13 protein-coding genes are annotated in these 19,695 nt (G+C 47.1%); 5 read left to right on the forward strand and 8 right to left on the reverse strand.

Annotated features, from left to right (window positions below; genetic code table 11):
* The first annotated feature begins 91 nt into the window (after positions 1-91).
* Together A1OO_RS13515 and A1OO_RS13520 are read left to right on the forward strand one after the other, a co-directional pair.
* A complete protein-coding gene (locus A1OO_RS13515; protein ID WP_017003326.1) occupies positions 92-1,105 on the forward strand; it encodes a substrate-binding domain-containing protein in 1,014 nt (337 codons plus the stop codon).
* A gap of 33 nt (positions 1,106-1,138) precedes the next feature.
* Positions 1,139-1,984, forward strand: coding sequence for a patatin-like phospholipase family protein (locus A1OO_RS13520; protein WP_017003327.1), 846 nt, complete (start codon positions 1,139-1,141; stop codon positions 1,982-1,984).
* A gap of 64 nt (positions 1,985-2,048) precedes the next feature.
* Here the strand turns inward: A1OO_RS13520 and A1OO_RS13525 are convergent, their stop codons facing one another.
* The 4 genes from A1OO_RS13525 to zigA form a co-directional block, all read right to left on the reverse strand.
* Positions 2,049-2,816, reverse strand: coding sequence for a nuclear transport factor 2 family protein (locus A1OO_RS13525; RefSeq protein WP_017003328.1), 768 nt, complete (start codon positions 2,814-2,816; stop codon positions 2,049-2,051).
* 203 nt (positions 2,817-3,019) lie between these two features.
* Positions 3,020-3,481, reverse strand: a complete 462-nt coding sequence (locus A1OO_RS13530; RefSeq protein WP_016960462.1) for a Fur family transcriptional regulator — start codon at positions 3,479-3,481, stop codon at positions 3,020-3,022.
* A 236-nt stretch (positions 3,482-3,717) separates the two neighbouring features.
* A complete protein-coding gene (locus A1OO_RS13535) occupies positions 3,718-4,410 on the reverse strand; it encodes a DUF1826 domain-containing protein (RefSeq protein ID WP_017003329.1) in 693 nt (230 codons plus the stop codon).
* Positions 4,407-5,615 carry a zinc metallochaperone GTPase ZigA gene (gene zigA / locus A1OO_RS13540; RefSeq protein WP_016960464.1) on the reverse strand — a complete coding sequence of 403 codons (1,209 nt, stop codon included), beginning with the start codon at positions 5,613-5,615 and terminating at the stop codon, positions 4,407-4,409. The genes A1OO_RS13535 and zigA overlap by 4 nt, the downstream gene beginning before the upstream one ends.
* 345 nt (positions 5,616-5,960) lie before the next feature.
* Between zigA and A1OO_RS13545 the strand changes: the two genes are divergently transcribed.
* A complete protein-coding gene (locus A1OO_RS13545) occupies positions 5,961-6,857 on the forward strand; it encodes a pyridoxal-phosphate dependent enzyme (protein WP_026023856.1) in 897 nt (298 codons plus the stop codon).
* A 188-nt stretch (positions 6,858-7,045) separates the two neighbouring features.
* Positions 7,046-9,256, forward strand: coding sequence for a sensor domain-containing phosphodiesterase (locus A1OO_RS13550; RefSeq protein WP_017003331.1), 2,211 nt, complete (start codon positions 7,046-7,048; stop codon positions 9,254-9,256).
* A gap of 127 nt (positions 9,257-9,383) precedes the next feature.
* Here the strand turns inward: A1OO_RS13550 and A1OO_RS13555 are convergent, their stop codons facing one another.
* The 4 genes from A1OO_RS13555 to A1OO_RS13570 form a co-directional block, all read right to left on the reverse strand.
* A complete protein-coding gene (locus A1OO_RS13555) occupies positions 9,384-9,737 on the reverse strand; it encodes a hypothetical protein (RefSeq protein ID WP_017003332.1) in 354 nt (117 codons plus the stop codon).
* 81 nt (positions 9,738-9,818) lie between these two features.
* The gene (locus A1OO_RS13560) at positions 9,819-10,541 is read right to left on the reverse strand and encodes a YebC/PmpR family DNA-binding transcriptional regulator (protein ID WP_016960469.1); all 723 of its coding nucleotides are present in this window, start codon (positions 10,539-10,541) and stop codon (positions 9,819-9,821) included.
* Positions 10,542-10,733: 192 nt separating this feature from the next.
* The gene (locus A1OO_RS13565; protein WP_017003333.1) at positions 10,734-12,299 is read right to left on the reverse strand and encodes a glycoside hydrolase family 16 protein; all 1,566 of its coding nucleotides are present in this window, start codon (positions 12,297-12,299) and stop codon (positions 10,734-10,736) included.
* A 98-nt stretch (positions 12,300-12,397) separates the two neighbouring features.
* Positions 12,398-13,801, reverse strand: a complete 1,404-nt coding sequence (locus tag A1OO_RS13570) for a carbohydrate porin (RefSeq protein WP_016960471.1) — start codon at positions 13,799-13,801, stop codon at positions 12,398-12,400.
* A gap of 673 nt (positions 13,802-14,474) precedes the next feature.
* On the opposite strand from A1OO_RS13570, the gene A1OO_RS23600 reads away from it, so the two are divergent.
* A partial coding sequence (locus tag A1OO_RS23600) for a hypothetical protein (RefSeq protein ID WP_050998962.1) occupies positions 14,475-19,695 on the forward strand: 5,221 nt, incomplete at its 3' end.

Here is a 19,695-nt window from a genome sequence, read left to right on the forward strand (position 1 = left end):
TCACTCGCTATTCGCCATAAACCGTTCACGATGAATTGAATGTGATGGATAGCTCACAGCGATAGGCCACTCGCATGTACAGGGAGATCGCATGGCAACAATGAAAGACATCGCGAAATTAGCCGGTGTTTCCACCTCTACCGTGAGCCATGTGATCAACAAAACACGCTTTGTCAGTGATGAAATTGCAGAGCGTGTGAATACAGCCGCGAAAGAACTCAAATATTACGCACCGTCAGCATTGGCAAGAAGCCTGAAAATCAGTCGAACCAACACGTTTGGCATGATCGTGACCACCTCGACCAACCCCTTTTTCGGCGAAGTGGTCAAAGGGGTTGAACGCAGTTGTTATCTGGCAGGCTACAACCTGATTTTGTGTAACACCGAAGGCGATGCTAAGCGCATGAAAGCCTCCATTGAAACCTTGATGCAAAAGCGTGTCGACGGTTTTATCTTGATGTGTTCAACCCTAGAAGGAGAATACACTGAGGTGCTTGAACGCTTGAGTAGTGTGCCTGTGGTGGTGATGGATTGGGGGCCGATTTCGCTGCCTTGCGACAAAATTCAAGATAACTCCTTGCGAGGCGGTTATCTTGCCACCAAACACCTGATTGAAAAAGGGCATCGCGAGATTGGCTGTATCACAGGGCCGTTGATCAAACACCAAGCAAAAATGCGTTACGAGGGATTTAAGCGCGCGATGAAAGAAGCGCAATTGCCGATCAAATCACAATGGATTGTCGAAGGGGATTTCGAGTGTGAAGGCGGTTATCAAGCGCTTGAGCAATTTCAGACAAACGGCACGATGCCGAGCGCCATTTTTGCCGGTAACGACATGATGGCGATGGGGCTAATGAATGCCGCGCATGCACAAGGTATTGCCATTCCTCAAGACCTTTCAATCATGGGATACGATGACATCCACATTGCGAAATATATGTCGCCGTCGCTTTCTACCGTTCATCAGCCCAAATATCGTTTAGGCAAAGCGGCGGTCGATGCGCTTATACAGCGCATTAATCACAAAGACAGCGAACGCCAAATTGTCGAGTTAGAACCTGCCGTCGTTGAGCGTTGCTCCGTCGCGCAATATGTGGTCGCGTAAACGCTTAGTCGCGCAATAACGGGGGAGTAAGCCATGAAAACTGTCGGAGCAAATGCGCTGGTCGTTGAAGGCGGTGCAATGCGAGGGATCTTCTCTTGCGGCGTACTCGATCATTTTATGGCGCAAGGTTTTTCGCCGTTTGATAGTTTCTGGGGAGTGTCAGCGGGGGCTAGCAATCTCGCTGCCTATCTGGCAAACATGCCCGGTCGCAACCGCAAAATTTACCTCGACTACAGCCTTCGCAAAGAGTTCATCAGACCCGCAAAATTCGCCCTAGGTGGTGATTTAATGGATCTTGATTGGATGTGGAAAATTACCCTCGAAGAGTTAGGGATTGATAAACGTGTTCTACAAGCCGATCCGCGACCTTTCTTCCTCGGCGTGACACGACAAGACACGGGCGAAGCAGAATACTTAACCCCACATGTTGATGTGTTGGCGGAAACCATGAAGGCCAGCAGCGCCTTGCCGGTGATGTATCGCCAAGGTGTTGAGCTCGACGGTGTGCATTACGTGGATGGTGGTGTAGCGGATGCGATTCCTGTTGCCGAAGCCATTCGCCGCGGCGCTACTAAAATCATGGTGCTACGAAGTCGCCCCACTCGTTATCGAAAAACGGCGCCTACATTTACAGCCCTCACAAAACGACTCCTCAAAGATCACCCAGCGTTGATCACGCCAATGCTAACGCGTCATGTTCGTTATAACGAGGCGCTGGAACTGATCAATACCCCGCCTAAGGGCGTCGAAATCATCGAAATCTGCCCACCTGAATCGTTTAGATTAAAACGCCTGAGCCGTGACACAGCCTCACTGGAAAAAGGCTATGACATCGGTGTTGTAGCAGGGCAAGAGGCGATCGCGCGGTGGCTCCGCTAGATGAATGGAAAAGAGATATGCAGGTGACAGATAAGCCGCGTCTGTAGCTGTCAGGCAATAACAATCAGAACTTGCCGTTGAGGTTGTTCCAGTCAGCACGCGGTGGAACGGTTTCGACGGTATCCCAATGCTCGACAATTAGGCCGTTGTCGAGCCGATATAAATCATAAAATGCACTGTGAATGCCTTCCCGGTAACCCTCACAAACGCTCAACACAAAGTTGCCATCTGCCAATGTGCGATGATGCTGTTGATAATGAATGCGAGGAGAGCCATCGGCCTCTGTGTCCAGCAGTGCAGTATTTAGCGCCTTGATATCATCCGTCAGCGCTGGGTTGTGTTCGACGTAGCCCGCAGCAGCAACATAGTCGGGTAGGGCGTTGGTGTTTCGTTCTATCAACACCTCTTTCACAAAGGCATTGATGCACTGGCGGTTACTCTCGGTTTGATCTTGATCTTTCACCTGCGTTTCGCCATCAATCATCGAATGACCTGACGCATTGAGCGCTTGCTTTAGTTGAAGATTATCCCAATGCTCGACGGTGCGTTCACCTTCAAACCGGAACACTTCAAAACAAATTTTTTCACTGCTGAAGTCATATTCGGTATGTGCGAAGACAAAATCGCCATCTGAGAAAATTCGAATGATTTCGACGCGTGGGTTGGTTTTGGCTAATCGGGCGAACAATTCCGCTAGCCCAACGTCGCCTTCTTTGGTCAGCGGATTATGTTGTATGTATTGTTCTTGGTCGACGACCCTGACTGATTCTGGATCTCCCGTTTCGATCCCTTTTAATAAGTCATGGATGCTTTGTTTTCTTAGCGTGTTCATGTGCAAAATCCCTTCATCGCATTTTTCTGTCGCCTATTCCCATAGCCTAGCGTGTTTTGAGTATTCAAATTGGCTAGCTTTTGATTCAACAGAGAAATGGCGAGGTGAGGAAAAAGGAGAGGGCGATTTACGTTGTTAACACTTTGCCTATCACCAACCCAATGCATTCATCGTTCAGGTCTAAGCACAGCGATCAATTTTATTTATGCCGCTGCGGACAAGCACGTTTCACACACGCAATTGAGTTCTATTTGTGGGGTGACCAAGTGAAACCCCGCGGCTTGGACACTGTTCTTCAGCGTTTCAATCGTGGACTTCTCGATATTGATTTCACTGACTTTATGACACTGATTACAGATCAGAAACTGAGGAACACCATGTGCGTGATCGCAAGTGATGTGGGCACAGGCGACAAATTTGTTGGCAAGGTTCAACTTGTGGACGAGCTTTTCATCCTGAAGGAATACTAAAATTCGATATACCGACATCGCGGGTATCGTCTCTCCAAATTCATTCTTGCAAAAATCAATCAGCTCATAAGCAGAGAGCGCTTTATCGGACTTAATCAAGCCCGTGAGTACGTGCTTTCGCTTTTCTGTTAAGCGTGATCCGTTCGCTTTGCAATGCTCCTCAGCATGGTGAATAACTGCTGCTACGCTCTTCATGATTTTTACCTAAATTAATGTGTCTTGTTGATACCGCCAGCGATTTTGCTTTCTAGAATCTATATCGCTTAGGCTGTCTTATTCCTCTCGGTACAGCGTGGTTCTGGCGAAGATTAGAGCAGATCATCCGTCGTCTGTTTCTATCCGGAATATATCTGTTATGGCTTCAAAGTCATAGATAAGATCCCGATAAATCATAGGGCTCTGCTGTTTTCTCTGTGTCTTGACAGATTAATTTAATCAATAAAATCGAGTGTTAATACCAATCGACGCGCTGTCATCGATATGCTTGGTGAACGATGCACTAGGCCAGCGCCTTCGTTTCCTTCCCATTGTTCACCTTTCAGTAACGCGACATCACCTCGTTTTAGTTGATGAATCGCATGGCTGTTTTTCAACAGACCTGATGCATCATCGGATTGGCCTTGGTTTCCAATACCCAGTTTGGCGCGATCGACCAGTTCGTGAGGAATCCACTCTGTCGCGTGACCAACATAGGTAGTGATCAATCGACAGGGCACACGATCAACGTGAAACCTAGGACACATAGCCCGATCGAGTGCGGTTATTCTTAACCCTGCTCGTCGGAGATCAAACAGACAACAGAACATGTCGACGAGTTGAGCGATGTCTTCGCTGAAAAGGGAGGCGTTTCCCTCTAAACCAATCATCTCATTGGCGGTAGAAACCGCCGTCTCCGGCGAGACGATTGATGACGCTTTAAGATGAGGTTTTCTCCTGAGAATGTCTTCTGCGGCGACAGCTAACTTGTCTGAAAGCGTGCGCTGCCAGATGGCCATGTTTGTGTCCTCACGATAAATATCGCTTAACACGTCGGCGGTGTTTCCTTCAAAAGAATACCGAGAGAGGATGTGTCTTGGTGGCGCCCCTGCCGTTTGACGCTCATTGTTGATTGCCATGTTACTCATTCACTATGCTCCCACGCCGGAAAAGGGTCACTCAAAGCGGTCCAATAGCGATTGCCAAGTAGCAATTCATCTTCTGATAACAGGCATTCATCCAAAGCACTTATCATGGATGCTTGATCGAGATTTTGACCAATGAAAACGAGCTCTTGGCGCATGTCGCCATAAGGCTTCGTCCACACTTTCATAATTGCCGCGAGATGCTCTTCGTTGGTTGGCCATTGTTCTTTGGGAATGGAATGCCAGAACATGCCAGCAAAACCATATCGAGCCATTCCTCCTGCTTGACTCCACTGACCTGCATATTCAGGGCGTGACGCGAGCCAAAAGTACCCTTTGGAGCGAATGAGTTTGCCAAATTGCTCGGTGTTGTGAATGAACTGAAAAAACTTGTTGGGGTGAAACGGACGGCGGGCGGAATAGGTAAAGCTGCCTATGCCGTATTCTTCAGTTTCAGGTTTGTGTTCACCTCGCATTTGTTTTAGCCATCCCGGTGCTTGCTGGGCACGTTCAAAATCAAAAAGACCGGTGTTGAGCACGTCATTGATATCCACATTTCCGTTGGCGATAGGGATGATGCGAGCGTGTGTATTGAGGGCTTTGAGAATAGCGATAAATCTTTCTATCTCTGAGGTTTCGACAAGGTCTGTTTTGCTTATTAAAAGGACATCGGCAAACTCCACTTGGTCAATCAGTAACTCGGCGACGCTGCGTTCGTCATCTTCACCTAGGGACTCTCCCGTTTCTTGCAGATACAGCGCTTCGTCATAATCTTTTAGAAAATTCACCGCATCCACGACGGTTACCATCGTGTCTAGTGTCGCCACATCTGACAGTGAAACCCCGTTGTTATCTGAGAAAGTAAACGTTTCGGCGACAGGCAATGGCTCGGAAATGCCTGTGGATTCAATGACCAAATAATCGAATCGACCTTCCTCTGCAAGCTTAGTGACCTCCAACAGAAGATCTTCTCGTAAAGTGCAACAAATGCAGCCGTTACTCATTTCGACTAACTTTTCATCGCTTCGATTAAGTGAGACATCGTTTTGTACAATGGCTGAATCGATATTGATTTCGCTCATGTCATTCACAATGACAGCGACTTTTCTCCCTTGTCGATTGTTAAGAATGTGGCTGAGTACTGTGGTTTTTCCTGCGCCAAGAAACCCTGAAAGAACAGTGACAGGTAAGCGGAATGGTGGAGTCATGTTAAAGCTTCCATTTTTATACGTTCATTTTATGCACAATATATTGTTATGTTATAACGTATCATTTATATATTTCAACCTGTGTATCACATTCACTGTGTGGCAATGTGCAATTTGTACTGGATTGAAAGTGTTTGGCGTGATCTTGATAGCTTGATGTTTCTATGGTTATCAATCCATTGAGTCGCTGAGGGAGAAAATGCGAAGAAAGAGCAAGTTTGTTTGCTTATTGTTCTGTTAGAGATCAAGTAAAGGGTGAATTCTATCGTGTTTGGTTTTCCTTTCTCTGTATGAGAGCGGGTATACTGCACCTTGTTATTTACCGCCAGTCTTGCAGTCACTATCATGAAACTTGCCAATAGCCCCGTTACCCAGCATGTGTTTGAAGAGATCCCGTTTTACTTGAAGCGTGACGATTTGCTACACAGCCAATTTTCAGGCAACAAAGCGCGAAAGCTGATGTCGCTTTTGCAGCATGACGATCCCAATATCTCGCACTTGATTGGCTATGGTTCACCGCAGGCCAATTCGTTGCTTTCTTTAGCTGCTTTGGCGGCCATCAAAGGGTGGCAGTTGGAGTTTTATGTAGACAGGATCCCAAGCTGGCTTAAAGCGCGTCCAATCGGCAATTATCGTGGTGCGCTCGATCTGGGGGCAAAGGTGATCGCGATGTCCGACATTTGCGCAGAACCGATACATCCTGAGGCGTTTATCAAAAAACATCGGCAGGATGAACACCACTTGTTAGTGCCAGAAGGTGGCCGATCACCCATCGCGGAAGCGGGTGTGAAAACGCTGGCTGATGAGATTGTAGAGTGGGCACGATTTAATCAAGACAAACACATTGTTGTTGCTTTGCCATCAGGCACGGGTACAACGGCATTGTATTTAAATAAGCATCTTAACCAACATGGCATTGAAGTGATGACCTGCCCATGTGTGGGCGGAAAAAACTACCTGACGACACAATTTAATGATCTGAATGAAGCCAACCATCCAAAGGTATTATCGCGCAGCCAGAAACATCATTTTGGCAAGCTGTACGAAGCGGACTATCGAGTATGGCAATCTTTGCTCGAGCAAACCCACATTGAGTTTGATCTATTGTACGACCCTTTAATGTGGCGTTGTTTACTGGAATGGTATCCGAAAAATGTGGATAAGCAGCTGCTGTATATCCATCAAGGTGGTGTGTTAGGCAATGAAAGCATGTTGCCGCGTTACCAGCGAAAATTTGATTGAGACACAACGGCTCCAAATCCCGCGCATTACTGCTATCTGGATGCATTGCAATGGATTGCTTATTTTCTACACGTATTGTCGTCACTGCTAAGACACCCGCCACATAGTCAAAAAAGCATCAACATCAGACTCTTTACGCACTCAGAGGTTGCTACGCTTTCCCCAGCACGCAAAATCCGAGGAAGGTAATGCAAGAAAATACAGCACGACGTTCCTTCAAGAACGCTGTACATCGTCAGTTGCGTAAACCTCTGTTTGCCAATTTAGCTATCTTCTTCGGCATATTGCTGAGTTTCTATTTCTCGTCGTTTTTTACCTTCGAGCCGATGGGTTTCTTTGTCCTGTCGTTTGTTAATGCGTTTATGGTGGCAGCGATGTTGCTGCTAGGGTTGCGTATTCTTCCTGCCATTATTGCTGCACTTTTTGCCCATCAGTTACTGTTCGTCGATGTGCCCATTGTGCACGTACTTCTCTTTGCGACGACGTTACCTATTCCGCCGATTATTACCACCCTTGCGTACAGCAACGCCGTGAAAAGAGTGAAAGCCCACAGTGTTCTTTTGAAAGTGGGGATCTATTTTCTGTTGTTTGGCATGCTCTTACCTGTACTTCAGGCGCTACTGCTCACGTTAGTGGCATCCCTTTCTGGTATTTTCCTCGGTGCTGAATTCATCTTATTGTCGTCGGTGAGTATGTCACTCACTCACTTGATCATCACACCGCCACTTTTTGTGTTCTTGAGCGTTTTGTTTTGGTCAGGAAAAGATAAATACATCGCGTTAGACAAGAATATTTTCAGGATGAATAGCTCACCGTGGGCTTACCGTGTTTGGTTGGCAATGCTCGCTATGTTTATCGTCGTTAAGCTGCTCTTACCCGATTCTCTGATGCTTTACTCTCTTGGCTTTGTCTCAATGGTCATGGTGTTTATCGGAATAGGGCGCTTTGGGATTTTACGCCCAATGCTAATCGGCTCTGTTGTGGTAAGTATTATTGTTTACAGCGCAACCACACAAGTTAACGCGGCGATGGCGTTAGACGACGAATATGTCGCATTGATGGAGATACTCACGGCATTTGCTATTTTGGCTTACATTCACGGCAGTTCATCTATCCGAAGTTTCCTGATGTCGAATGAAAAAATCCGCGTAGAACGCACGGATCCTTACACGGGACTCTACAATCTTTCACAGCTCAAAGAGGATATGGTGCACTGTGAGCAGCCTATATTGGTGTTTTTTGATTTGTGGCCAACCCTGACCAAACTTGCCGGAATCGGGCACAGCGGACAGGCACAATTGCTACGTCAAATCACTCGAGAGCTCTTTGCAGCACGATCAGATATCAAGCGCGCATATCGTCCACCATTTACGACGGGCGTGTTGTTTTTTCTACCGCAAAAAGAGGATATCCAAGGCGAATTGGTGACTTTGAGCTTGATGCTGGATGAGTTTCAGTTCTACTGGCAGGGTACGTCGATCAGTTTAGTTTCACACACATTGCATTGTTGGACATTGACCAATGATGAGGATTTGGATGCTAAAATATCGGTGTTTTGTGATCAGCCCTATTTAGCGAATCAAAAGATTTGTTGGTTTGATGACAATCAGCTTTCTGGGCAAAGAGTGTCACGGTTGATCACGGTGCAACATGCGCTCAAAAACAATGAGTTTGAGCTTTTCTGCCAGCCCTATCGAAACCTGCAAGACCCATCCGCAGCGAACAGTTTTGAGGTTTTATTGAGGTTGCGCCCAGCCGATGGGAGCTCGTTAGAGCCCGAAGAGTTCTTTCCCATGATCAATGAGTTTGGTGTAGAAGCGAAATTGGACAGATGGGTGATCGAAAATACATTTAAGCAATTATCGACACATCTTACGCAGTGGAATTTAATTAACCGCTGCGCGATTAATCTCACCGCAAAGTCCTTGGGGGATGAAGATCTTTCTGCTTATGTCCTTTCTCTTGCCAAGATATATCAGATACCGCTCGACCGTATTTGTTTTGAAATCACAGAATCTGCAGCGTTGGAAAATGAAGCACAAGCCATTACGACCGTTGAAGCATTGAAAGAGGCGGGTTGCAATATTGCGTTGGATGATTTTGGAACGGGATACGCGAGCTTTTCTTATTTGCGTCGTATTCCGGTGACGGTACTAAAAATCGATGGTGAGTTTATTCGCCATTTGCCGACGAATCCCACAGACAAGCTCATTGTACAGTCGATCAGTTTAGTGGCGAAGAACATGTCATTGGTGACTGTTGCGGAGTACGTGGAAACGGAAGAGCATGCCACTTTATTGAAGGAATTGGGGATTAACTATGCGCAGGGTTTTGGCATGGCAAAACCTATCCCATTGGTTCAGCACATTGGGGCAATGAACGCATTGGCGCAAACGTAAAACCAATCGGAATACGTATTGCTCGCGCGTGCGTGCGTGCACGCTGAATGAGCAGGGCGGCAAAGAAAAAGCCAGGATCAAGATTCTGGCTTTTTCGCTTCTAAACGATTTGAAAACGGTCTGACGTTTAGCTGCGCTTAGGTTGCTTGTAAGTGCGACCCGCTGCCGCGTAAGTATCGCGGTTTTTGATTTCAAACTGGGTGTAGAAGAACCATGCAACGAAAACGATCACGTCATCGCCCACGTTCATCACGTGTTCGACGTATTCTTCTTCTTTGCCTTCATCATTCAGCTCGGTGAAAACATGGTAAACGCGGTTTACGCCACTTTCGGTTTCAGCCAGTGAGAATTGGCCGGTCATTGAACTTGCGGCTTCTGCAACTTCAGCATCATCACACGCTTTCAATACTTCCAGTGCTTCCGGCAAGCTGGTTTTTTCACACAGTGTTTTTACCAGCGTTTCAAAATCTTGTTGTTCCATGGAGGAATCCAACCTGTTACTTAGGTATATAACGGAAAATGCCCGGTCGAACCGGGCATTTCGTGACGCAGCGTAGAGGTATTACTCCTCGATTTCTGCGTTGTGGTATACGTTTTGTACGTCGTCGCAATCGTTCAGCATGTCCATGAATTTGTCGAAAGCTGCAACATCGTCGCCTTTCACTTCGGTCATGGTTTGTGGAACGAAGGTGATTTCTTCAACATCAATTTCAACGTCAGGCATGGAATCTGCCAGCGCGTTTTTGACTTTGAAAAATTCAGTCGTTGGGGCAAATACAGTGATCACGCCATCTTCGCATTCAATGTCAGTGACATCAACGTCTGCCATCATCAGAGCTTCTAGTACGGCTTCTTCGTCATCGCCAGCGAACTGGAATACAGCTTGATGCTCGAACATGTGAGCAACCGTACCAGGACCACCAATTTTAGCGTGTGTTTTCACGAAGCACTGACGTACTTCCATGTAGGTGCGGTTGTTGTTGTCAGTTAGACAGTCAACAATCACAGAGAAGCCACCTGGACCAAAACCTTCGTAGCGAGCAACTTCATAGTTTTCACCGCCGCCGCCAGCCGCCTTTTCAATCGCTTTGTCGATGACGTGGCTTGGCACCTGATCTTTTTTTGCTTTTTCGATCATGCGCTTTAGCGAAAGGTTCGTGTCTGGATCGCCGCCACCGTTCTTCGCGATGACATAGATCTCTTTGCCGTATTTTGAATACAGCTTAACTTTGGCGCCTTGGGTTTTCGCCATTGCATTTTTGCGAACTTCGAAACTGCGTCCCATGGGGAGTTACTCTCTATAATTTACGTTTGTTGAAGTAGGTGGGATTTTATCAATCACTGCTTTGGTTTTTCCAGTATTAAAGTGATCTGAGCACCATGAAATGCCATGTCTGATCAAATCTGGTCGCTTTTGCACATTTTATAGGCGTAAAAAAGGCGGCTTACGCCGCCCAGTTATCATGTTACAGAGCGTTTACTTCTCGTAACGAACGTTGTCGATGTTAAGGACCATTGGACCAGTAGGCTCAATAACAAAGATGTTTTTCAGACCACCAATGTTCGCTTTTGCACCTGGTGCGAAGCGGTTTCCATTGTTGATCAGTTCGGCAACGTTGATGCGAACTTCTTTCCATTGACCAATTGGAGGAAGCTCAACGTCAATATCACTTGATGCAGGCCAGCCACTATCGACGCGAACCATGACGCCAACATTTGGTGCTGCTTCTTCGATCATCATGTCAAACACGATGTCACCACCGTTCATCCAATCTGTCATGTTGACTTCAGGGGATTCGAAGTAGAAGTTACCGATTTCACCCGTTTTCTTGATGCCCAGAACGTTGCCACGTCCCGTGACTTCTTTGGTCTCAGTGTAGATCTTGAACTGCGGGTCGTATTCTTTCGAACGCAGGTGCTTGTCGAGTTTGTCGTCATACAATGTGAACAATGGACCACGAGCATAATCTGGACCCGGAATGATGATTTCCGGTGCAGCAGTACCTGCTACAAACTGTGCGTCTTCCGATACCGTGGCACATCCTTTTCCAGATGCAGGATCTTTTGAACATTCGTAAACACGAACGAAATCCACTTCCATGGTTTGTGGGAATATAGCATCGTCGATACCGCCTTCATTGGCGTTAGACGCCCATGAACCACCCAATGCTAGGTTTAGGATCATATGGAAGCGTTGGTTGAACGGCGCATCACTTTCGCCAGTTACCCATTTGCCGCCTTCTTTGTATTGGCTGTACCAACCGTCAGAGCGCTGAGTACCATAGTGAACGTCGTCCACGTACCAGCGCATTTCATCCTTTTCCCACTCGATAGAGTAGGTATGGAAGCCATCTGCTGGGTTAATGTGACCAGGAAGCTCATACTCTGCCGCCGTGCTCACGTTATCAGGCCATTCGCGACCGTAGTGAAGCGTACCGTGGATACGGCCTTCTTCTTTACCTGCTTCGGCACCAAGCTCATCCGTTGGTGTCTTCAGGTTAACCGCTTCGACAATGTCGATTTCGCCGGACGCAGCCCAACCACCATAAACATAGTCAGTCGGCAGCATCCAAATTGCTGGCCAAGTACCTTGTCCGAATGGCAGTTTAGCGCGCACTTCAAAGCGCCCATATTGCCAATCGCCTTTGTTCATGGTTCTTAAGCGAGCAGACGTATACGGAAGCGTGGCTTTGTGGCGGCTCTTACCTTCTGGGTCAGAAGGACCAGTAAACTGATAGTTGCGTGCAACGATGTGCAGTTTTCCATCTTCTACGAACGAGTTAACGGGGCGTTTTGTGTAGCATTGACGCTCGGCATTACCGCCACCGTAGCAGTTTACTTCGTGATCCCATTTGTTCTTATCAATGGTGTCGCCGCTGAATTCATCGTTCCAGATTAGCGTCCAAGATGCGTTTGGTTGCACCACAGCAACGCTGGTGTCTGGGCCCGCTTGAACGGGTTGATACACTTTCGACTCACAACCTACCATGGCGCCTAAAATCGCGGTGGCCAACAGTGCACGTCGATAAGGGAAGTTACTCATCATTGTTTCCTTACTCGTCGGCAATTCATGAGAATTGCTAAAAATCTCTTATTTTTTAGGGCTACACATTTCGCGTAGCCAGACATGACGTGAACGGCTTACCAGTAGGCATCAGCCTGAATGCCAAAGACGATGTCGTCTTTTAATTTCACTGAAGGGTCTGTTGAATCACCCGTTGTCCAAGACAGTGGCAGGTATGTTGCCGTGAACCGGATTTCTGCGGTTGATAGGCCATCAGACAAAACGAAAGTTGGTGCGACGGTCAATTTTGACTGATGCCACGTGCCACCATTTTGTGTATTCTCGTAATAACCCGCTTCGGTTTGGATGATGAAATTATCCCTTACAGGGAAGATGTTACGCATCATCACAGAGACCCAGTAGTTGTAGCCGCCGTTGTCAGCACCTGCAGTGGAGTTAGTCCCTTCATCGTTATACTGTGCTTGGATGGAAGGGAAGAATCCGATACCAGAACTATTGGTATAGCCACCCCAAAGCAGAGCGCGTGCAGACAACGCATCTTCTTCACGGTGAGTGATCAAGTAGTATGGGTCGCCAAAGTAGTCTCCCCATTCACCCGTGTGGTAGCCTTGAGTCAGCGAGCCTGGTCGCAGAGAGCCATAATCAGAGATGGTTCCACCAAGGAGGTTTCCTGAACCTAGACCACGACCAGCTTGCGCAATGGCATAAGAGAACGCATTCCCTTCAAGACCAAAGAAATTGAGCATGTGGTAAATGGCAGTTGCGTCGTAACCCGTGTCAGCCCACTCTTTCCCGGTGAAATCCCAGTTGTTAGGCATGTACTTGTAATTACCTTGAACTGTTAACGCACCCAATGTGTAAGAGGCATGGAAAGTGTGCATTGGGTTATTTTGGTTAGACTGAATACGTTGTCGGTCGGCTTCGTTGAAGATGAATTCTTTGTTTAGTGCGATATCACCTGCGTTATTCGTTTGATACGCAGCATCGACAAAATCATCATAGTCGCCGGTTAGACTGATGTTTCGGTCGCTGGAGATATACGCTAAATCGATAAATCCATCGCCGACTTCATAATCTTGAATACCCACACCAAGACCATCAAGATCGGTATAGAAAAAATCGGTCATGAAGATGTAGTTTTCTTCGCCAATTTTTCTTTTACCGCCCCAAAGTGTCCCTGAGCGAGTGATGCCGTCCATTTCTACAAAACCAATAAGCTCATCGAATTCTGTATTACCGACACCAATATTGATGCGAAGCTGTTGGTCATCACCAATGTTGGTGATGGTCGTGAAACCAATGTTACCGTCATTGTCAGACTCTAAACCAAGCCTGCCAAGCAGTTCTTTTTGGCCTCCAATATCTGCTTTCTTAAAGTCATTTTCCTTGCTGGCAAAAAAGCCGGCACGGAAGTAACCGTGGAATTCGACTTCGTCAATAATGGCAGCATTAGCAGCAGGCATACCCGAAAGGGCAGCGGCAGCGCTCAATACAGCCATCGATAATCTGGACTTTTTCATTGTCACTCCGTCAGAGATTAGGTTACCCCTAAAAGAAAGCGCTTTCTTTGGATTGTATTTTAAAACCCGAATAAATACCGACTAAAGCCAGACACCCGAATGGCATAAGAAGAAGTAAGTGTCGAGTTTGACTAGATTTTCAGTGTCACATGTATGAAAAGTTAACAATAGTGTTTCCACATGAACCAAGAAACCGCTAGTCATACGACAAACTAAGCAGGGTCCTTTGATAGTGCAAATTTTACAGATAAAAACATTAACCATTTCACATTAAATTTACATTTTGTCTTCAAATTTAGTGACTATTGCATTTTATTATGGACGTTAGTGCATATTTGTTTTCAATTTGTGTGATGTGGCTCATGAGTGAGAATCTTGCATTTCCTACATCTCATACCGTGGATCTTCTCTTTCTATTCAATGTAAATTGGAGATTGTTGTTGAGTTGTACTGCCACTTAACAATAAATTTACATTATGCGCGAGGTTCATACCTTGATGGCAGTAAAGCTGGGTAACCGGCTTTATTTTGAAGATAAAGTGAAAGCGCTTTCTTTTTGGCAATGACACCCACTTTGCAAAAAGATTTCTCCGTTCGGCAGGGGAGCTCTAAGACCAGCGGTAAGCACTGGCTCGTCGCTGATTAGATGTAGGACAAACATACGGACGACATGATGAAGAATTTCTTAGCTAAGACGGTGTTACTAGCTTCCGTCGCATTGGCTGGGTGTGGCGGTGGCGACGATCCAGTTAGTGGAACGTCAGTGACCGGAGATGAAAGCAAAACACCTCAGTTTTATACAGTTCACGAGAATGGCTCAGGTCTGAACTCAGATTTGAACCTCACGAGTTACGGCTGGCAGCTAAATGACAAATCCGGGTTGACCGGTTTTGCCGGTGCTACTAACGATCATGTTAATGTGGCCGCTCCTCCTTTTGCGGATGGAAATGGTAAATCAGATGATTGGGGTTGGGGTGCGGCGGTCGCAACAACGGATGATACGAACGTGCCGCAGGCGACTCGCCAAGGTTCGTTGGATTTGTCAGGTTATGCAAATGGCTACATGTCGCTTGAAGTTAAAGGCAATCTGACCAAGCCCGTTACGATTGGTTTTCAAACAGGCATGCCAGCAGAAGACCCTGAAGCCATCGGAGCGGATAACACTCGTCCGGGTACCGAAAATGGTGTTGTGTTTTCACCGCAACAAAAATCGGCTAACAGCAGCGCTTCGGCTCGAACGACAACCAGAGAATTCAACACTGAGTGGAAGAAGTTCACCATCCCAATGTCAGAGCTTATCGCCGATAAGAAAATTGACTTCACTGACGTTACTTCTCCAGTTTACTTCAAAGGCTTAGAAGACGAAGACGAGCAAGGTAAAACACTGCAAGTTCGTAATATTGCTTTTGCAAAAACACTTGCTGACATGCCAAGTTTCGATGATGAAGGTGCCGGGTCAGGTTCTGGTGGCGGCAGCGTCACACCGGGTGAAGGCGAAGTGACTGCTCAAGCCTATATCGCTTACAGTGGTGAAGACGACACATTTTCCATGGAATATTGGGGCGATACTTGGGGGAGTGGTACAACATACACAGAGCTTGCTGATGACCAGTTTCCAAAGACTTTTGAGCTTACCAGCGGAAATACTTGGGGTGCCGATGCAATAGCGATTGCTTGGGGTAATGAGCCTGAAAACGCGATTGATATTTCGTCTTACAATTTTGCGCGTTTTAAAGTTCAAACTACAGACTATTCTTCCGTTAAAGTTTCAGTGCAAAGCGCTACTCAGAGTGAGAGTGCGATTGTTTACACATTGTCTGATGGCGATACGCTCGACAATGGCTGGGTACAAATGGAAGTTCCATTACCAGCATCACCTGCATTTACAGATATGACTTGGTTTGGGCTAGTTTTTGAAGGTAATGCAGGAACTGCGAAAATCGCAGATATTGAACTCATTACCCGTAGCGCCAGCGCTTCTGTAAAGTCTGCATACATTGCTTACAGTGATCAAGATGACACGTTTGGTATGGAATTCTGGGGTGATAACTGGGGTAGCGGTGCAGTGCTTAATGCGCTTACTGGCGACCAGTACACCAAATCATTTTCATTAGCCAGCGGTAACAGCTGGGGTGCCGATGCTGCAGCTGTAGCGTGGGGCAATGAAGATGCAAATGCTGTTGATGCATCCGCATTTAAATTTGCACGATTCAAAGTTCAACCTGGCTCTGCATTTTCTACTGTTGAAGTATCGGTACAGAGTGTTTCTGAATCCGAGGATAAAAATACCTACAACCTATCAAGCGGTACGTCGCTAGAAAACGGTTGGGTTCAAATGGAAGTGCCTATTCCACAAACTTCTGATATGAAGTGGATTGGCTTGATCTTCAGCGGTCAAGGCACCTTGAAGTTTGCGGACGTTGTGTTGGTATCAGCAAGTGGTTCTGATGGAAACATTGATGGCGGCACCGATGGCGGAACTGACGGCGGCACCGATGGCGGAACTGACGGTGGCACCGATGGTGGCACTGACGGCGGCACCGATGGTGGTACTGGCGGCGGCACTCATGGTGGCGTTGAGCTAGCAGCACAACCTGCACCAACAGGAAACTTCCCTGTATCTAGTGTGACTAATGGTGATGCGCCAGGCGAAGCTGTTCTTGGTAACGCAAAGCTCACTGCGATCTCATACGGTGCATTCCGCACAACGACACGTACCGAAGCAAATGTACCCAGCGTGACCGATCTGAAAGAAGATCTTAAAATCATGCACGCTTCAGGTATTCGCATGTTGCGTACCTATAACACACAAGGTTTCTCAGATACTGAAAATCTGCTTATCGCAATTAGCCAACTGAAAGAAGAAGACGCAAGCTTCGAAATGAATGTGATGCTGGGTGTTTGGATTTCAGCGTTGAATGCATTCTCTGATCAGCCTATTGATCATTCTCAGGAAAGCCCTGAGAACGATGCAGAAATGGACAAAGCGGTTGAGTTTGCTCAAAACTACCCTGACATTATCAAAGTGATTGCTGTTGGTAATGAGGCAATGGTTGAGTGGGCAAGCAGCTACCGTGTTGAGCCAGGCATTATATTGAGCCGCGTTAACGAGCTTCAAGCACTGAAAGCTGATGGCACAATTAGCAACAATATCTGGATCACCAGTTCTGAGAACTGGGCGGTTTGGGCCATCAACAACGATTACTACCGTGGCCACGAAGCAGACATCAAAGCGCTAATTCAAGCCGTTGATTATGTCTCTGTTCACGTTTATCCATTCCACGATACACAGTTTGATCCTGAGTTCTGGCGTGTTCCAGCTGACGAGCAATCAATGTCTCGTCAAGCACAAGCGGATGCGGCAATGGGTCGTGCATTTGGCATGGCAATGACACAGTTTGACGATGCACAAACGAGCGTATTGTCTGTTGACAGCACCAAGCAAGTTCACATTGGTGAAACGGGTTGGTCAACGCTTTCAAGTGAAGGCTATGGCGCGGGTGGTACAGGTGCAGCGGATGAGTACAAGCAAAAAGCGTACTTTGATGCGATGTCTGACTGGGCAGGTGAATATGGTGCGTCTGTGTTCTTCTTCCAAGCATTCGATGAACCTTGGAAAGGCGATTCAAGCAACCCAAGTCACTCAGAGCAACACTTTGGTTTAGTTGATATCAATGGCAATGCGAAATACGCCATTTGGGATCAAGTTGATGCCGGTGCTTTCGACGGGATTACTCGTGGTGGCAACCCAATCGTTAAATCAAATGGTGGTAACGCGCAAACTGTTATCGACGGCATTCTTGCTATCCCATATGCGTTCAACGCAGGTGGTGTGATAGAAGGCAATGAGTACACGATTTATAACGGTGCGGTTAACGCTAACCTGACGGCGGTTGCGTGGGAAAATACTGCGTGGCTTGCTGCAAATCCAGACAAGCAAGTTCTTGAGCTAACGACGCCGCCAACGGCGGGTACTGCGAAAGATTGGGGTTGGGGAGCAAGTGCTGCTGTTTCTGGCAGTTCTGGCCAAAACCTGACTGGTTTTGAAAACGGTTACCTGATGTTTGACATCAAAGGCACCACGACAACGGCAATCAACATTGGCTTCCAAACAGGTGCCTTTGGTGATAGCACTCGACCACAAACGAACAATGGTGTTGCGTTTGGTCCAGGTGGTTACTCAATTACCTCTGAGTGGCAGTCATATAAAATCCCTGTTACTGAACTGACTAGCGCTACTTCGCCTGATTTCACAGACGTGACTTCACCGATTTTCTTCCAAGGTTCAACTGACGACGGCGGTGTTCTAGAACTGCGCAACGTTCGTTTCAGCAAGACTGGGGAAACTGATGGTGGAACCGACGGTGGCGGCACTGGCTCATCAGGTACTGGATACATCCTGTATACAGGTCAAGAAAGCACAATCACTTTTGAAGATTTACAAGCGTGGAATGGTGCGGGCATCGAAAGCGTTACGGGTGGAACCTATGACCCAGCGCTTACGCTGACTGTTACAGACGGCTGGGGTGCATTGGCTTGGGTTAACACCTCAACTACGGTAGACATCACGCCATATACACATGCTGAGTTCAAAGTGCTGACTGATGCCGACCAAGTTCGTGTTTCAATCAGTAGCCAAAGTGAAGGTGAGAGTGCAAATGATTACTCGCTTTCAACAGGCACTGATTTGACCGGTGGCTGGGTGCAAATGTCTGTACCGTTACCTGCCTACACAGATATGACGACGTTTGCTGTTGTACTTGGTCAGAACGGAACATTACAAATTGCGGATGTTGCATTCGTAAACAATGACACTGATGGTGGAACAGAAGCGCCAGAGACTGCGTATATTCTATATACCGGTCAAGAGAGCAACTTTGCTTTCGAAGATCTGCAAGCTTGGAATGGTACGAGCATTGAAGATGTAACGGGTGGTACTTATGACCCTGCACTTGATGTGACAGCCACCAACGGCTGGGGGGCGTTAGCGTGGGTAAGCCCTATCAACCCAGTAGACGTTACGCCATATACACATGCTCAGTTTAAAGTGAAGACAGATCTAGACGCAGTTCGTGTGGCGATCAGTAGTCTGACTCAAGATGAAGATGCAAATGATTACATGCTGTCGACAGGTACTGCGTTAGACGGCGGTTGGGTGCAAATGGAAGTTCCATTGCCTGACTTTGATGATATGACCATCTTCGCTATCGTACTTGGACAAAATGGCACACTGCAAATTGCTGATGTTGCATTTGTAAATAATGACACCGATGGTGGTACAAACGGCGGCACAACAACCGTTGGTGATGGCATTGATTTCGAAACCAACACGCTAGCGTGGGAAGTGTTCGAAAACGATGACAACCCTGCGATTGAGTTTGTTTCCAACCCAGATGCTTCTGGTACAAATAACTCAAACACTGTCGCTAAAATCATTGCGCGCACCGCGGGTGCGCCATGGGCTGGTGCGATCACGCGTGACGTTGAATCGTTTACGCTGGATGCATCAAACAGTGTTGTTCGCATGATGGTTTATAAAGACAAAGCCAGCACAGTTCGCTTCAAATTGGAAACAGCAAGTGGTTATGCGCAAGAGCTTCTTGCCCAAAACACAACCGTTAATCAATGGGAAGAACTGACGTTTGACTTTTCTGATGTTGCGTCATTGTTTGATGGTCCAGTGACTGGCGTGGTTATATTCCCAGACTTTGTCGATGCGGATACTACGCGTAGCGCTGATACAACAATGTATTTTGATAACGTCACTTTCAATGCAGAAGGCACCGATGGCGGTACTGACGGCGGCACTGATGGCGGCACCGATGGTGGTACCGATGGTGGCACCGATGGCGGCACCGATGGTGGCACTGACGGCGGCACCGATGGTGGCACTG

The sequence above is a fragment of the Enterovibrio norvegicus FF-33 genome (assembly GCF_000286835.2).
Lineage (GTDB): Bacteria > Pseudomonadota > Gammaproteobacteria > Enterobacterales > Vibrionaceae > Enterovibrio > Enterovibrio norvegicus_A.